The 2,978-nt window shown below is 73.4% G+C and carries 2 protein-coding genes; one reads left to right on the top strand and one right to left on the bottom strand.

The features are described from left to right. Positions 1-161 precede the first annotated feature (161 nt). Positions 162-1,373 (top strand): GNAT family N-acetyltransferase, encoded by a 1,212-nt coding sequence (locus ACY45C_RS20945; protein WP_462189264.1) that lies wholly within the window; start codon positions 162-164, stop codon positions 1,371-1,373. Between the two features lie 72 nt (positions 1,374-1,445). On the opposite strand, the gene ACY45C_RS20940 is transcribed toward ACY45C_RS20945, so the two are convergent. Continuing rightward, positions 1,446-2,243, bottom strand: coding sequence for an SDR family NAD(P)-dependent oxidoreductase (locus ACY45C_RS20940; RefSeq protein WP_462189263.1), 798 nt, complete (start codon positions 2,241-2,243; stop codon positions 1,446-1,448). Positions 2,244-2,978 lie beyond the last annotated feature (735 nt).

Below are 2,978 nucleotides of genomic sequence, written 5' to 3'. Positions count from 1 at the left end.
GAGTACTACGGCGACCCCCACCTGGACCACCCGTCCGTCCGTCCGTCTGACCGCCCGTCCGATCCGGGGCGGGATCGGAGGGGCGGCGCGGACAACCGGGATCCCGGTCGGGCGGGAAAAAACGCCTTGGCCGGCGGCCGGGGCTCTGCCAGGGTGGCGGCGTGATCTTTGATCCTCCCGACGGCCTGACGATGCGCCATCCCACCGCGGACGACCAGGGGCGCGTGCTCGCCGTCATGGACGACTGGTGGGGTGGCTTCCAGGGGGCCGCCGGGTCGATACAGCGCGCGCTGCTGCTGCCGCGGCTGTTCTTCCAGCACTTCACCGACAGCAGCTACCTGGTGGAACGTGCCGGCGACGGCCGCCTTGTCGCCTTCCTCGTCGGTTTCCTGTCGGCCTCGGCACCCGAGGTCGCCTACATCCACTTCGTCGGCGTCGACCCGGCGCGCCGCCGCGGTGGTATCGCCGGCGGTCTCTACCGGCGGTTCTTCCGGCTCGCCGCCACCCGTGGGGCCCGCCGCGTCGACGCGGTCACCAGCCCGGGCAACGCGACGTCGCTGGCCTTCCACACCGGCCTGGGTTTCCGGGTCGAACCCGGCGACACCATGATCGACGGCGTCCCGGTCCACTCCGACTACGACGGGCCGGGGCTGCACCGCGTCACCTTCACCCGGCCGTTGACCGCCGCCGACCTCGACGCGGCGGCAACGGCCTTCCCACGCCTGCCAACGCCGGCCGCGCACCCGCCGGCAGCGGCCCGGCTGCGCGGCGGCGACCTGCGGGTCTGCTTCCTCGGGGACTCCTTCGTCGCGGGCGTGGGCGACTCCGCCCACCTGGGCTGGGTCGGGCGTCTGGCCGCCCGCACAGAGGACGCCGGCGTGGCGCTGACCGCCTACAACCTCGGGCTCCGGCGTGCCACCTCCACCGAGGCCCACGCCCGATGGCGGGCGGAGTGCCTGCCCCGGCTGGCCGAGGCGGAACACCCCCGGCTCGTGATCTCCTTCGGCGTGAACGACATGTTCGGCGTGAACGACATGACCGCCGAGGCCGACACCACGGACCCGGCGGCGGGGACCGGGACGGCCACCCGGGTCCCGCCGCGGGACTCGGTCGCCGCCCTGACGGCCCTGCTCGCCGAGGCCCGCCCCCTCATGCCGGTGCTGATGGTCGGACCGCCCCCGTCCGGTGATCCCGGCCGCGACGAGCGCGTCGCGGACCTCACCGTCCGCTACGCCGAGGTCTGCGCCGCCTACGACGTCCCCTACGTCGACGTGTTCCCCGCCCTGCGCCGCCGGCCGTCCTGGGCGCGTGAGCTCGCGCCGGTGACGGCGCGCACCCCGCGGCGGGCGGCTATACGCTGCTCACCGACCTGATCTTCGGCCCGTGGTGGCGCTGGCTGGCCGGGTGAGGATGATCCCGAAACCCCCCGGCCTACCGGAGAGGTCCTACCCGCGAGAGCCGTCCGGGGCCGGGCGGACGGCGCGTTCGGCGATCCGGATCAGCGCCCGCCGCGGCAGCAGCCGCCCACCCCGGGCCAGCAGCGCGTTGCGCCGTCCGTCGACGACCGAGGGACGGCCGCGTTCGAGGGCACGCATCGCACTGGCCACCGCCTGCTCGGGGGAACGTTTGCGCCCGACGGCGACGTCCTCGGTACCGACGACGTCGAAGAACGGCGTGTCGGTGGAGCCGGGGCACAGCGCGAGCACCCTGACCCCCGCCGGGCGGGCCTCGGCCCACAGCGCCTCGGAGAAGGACAGCACGAACGCCTTCGTCGCCGCGTACACGGCCATGTGCGCCACCGGCTGGAACGCGGCGATGCTGGCCACGTTCACGATGCTGCCGCGCCCGCGGTGCACCATCGCGGGCAGGAAGCGCGCGGTCAGCTCGACGACAGCGACACAGTTGAGCCGCACCTGCCCGACCAGCCGCGCCGCCTCGGCCCCGGCCACGTCGCCGTGCGTGGCGAACCCGGCGTTGTTCACCAGCACGTCGACCCCGCCCCCGGCGGCGGCGACCCGTTCGGCGACGGCGTCGACCGCGGCCGGCTCCGCCAGATCGACGGCGATCACCTCGGTGCGCACGCCGTGACGCCGGGTGATCTCGGCGGCGTTCGCGCGCAACCGGTCCTCGCCGCGCGCGACGAGCACGAGGTCGGCGCCCCGGTCGGCGAACTCGCGGGCGAAGACGGCGCCGATGCCCGTCGACGCACCGGTGATCAGTGCGGTCTGTCCGCGGAAATCCACTGCCTCTCCCTACCACAGTTCTCCCTACCGGCAGGGTGGCCCGGCCACAGGGAGTCAGGGCTTGCCCCTGGCAGGTGGGTTATCCGCCTGTGAGTTATCTGACGGATCGCGGGTTGGCGGCGGCGGGGTGTCGAGGGGACAGGATCTGGACCGATGGCTCGACGACCGGGAACACCGCGCCCCCCGACCTGCCTGGCCTGCCTGACCTGCGCCGCGGCCACCTCACCGGCGGGGGGCGGGCACAGCGGGGGCGGACCCCGAGCTCGATCATCGGGAACGTCCGAACTGTCCGGGGCGGACCAGGAGCAGACTCTGATCAATCTGTCAAACCGCTGTACACTACCCCCCTCTTGCGCGGTAGCTTGCGACTGGTCACAGTGTTTGCCGGATCAGCTACGCACTGGGGTGAACCGTGCAGGTTCACCAGCATCATCGGCGTACAGCCGGCCGTGCCGACCGGCGGCGGCCCCAGCCACGGGACGACGCAACGAAGCATGGTCCCCGCCCGGTCGAACATCCGTCGCCGGGCTGTGACCGGTGCGCCACGAGGCACCGGCCGGAACGTGAGGGGATGGTCATGAACGGCATGGAACTGTCGCCCACCCGGGCCTCGGACCGGCTCGGTCTGGCTGCCGCTGGACGGGCCGCGGCGGTACTCTCCCGGGAGATCACGTTCGCCGATCCCGATCCGGTGACGCTCACCGAACTCGACGACCGGCTGCACCGGTACGCCAC

It is taken from the genome of Frankia sp. CcWB2 (assembly GCF_977927585.1).
Note: the sequence above shows the minus strand (reverse complement) of the source record. Positions and strands in the feature narration are given on the sequence as shown.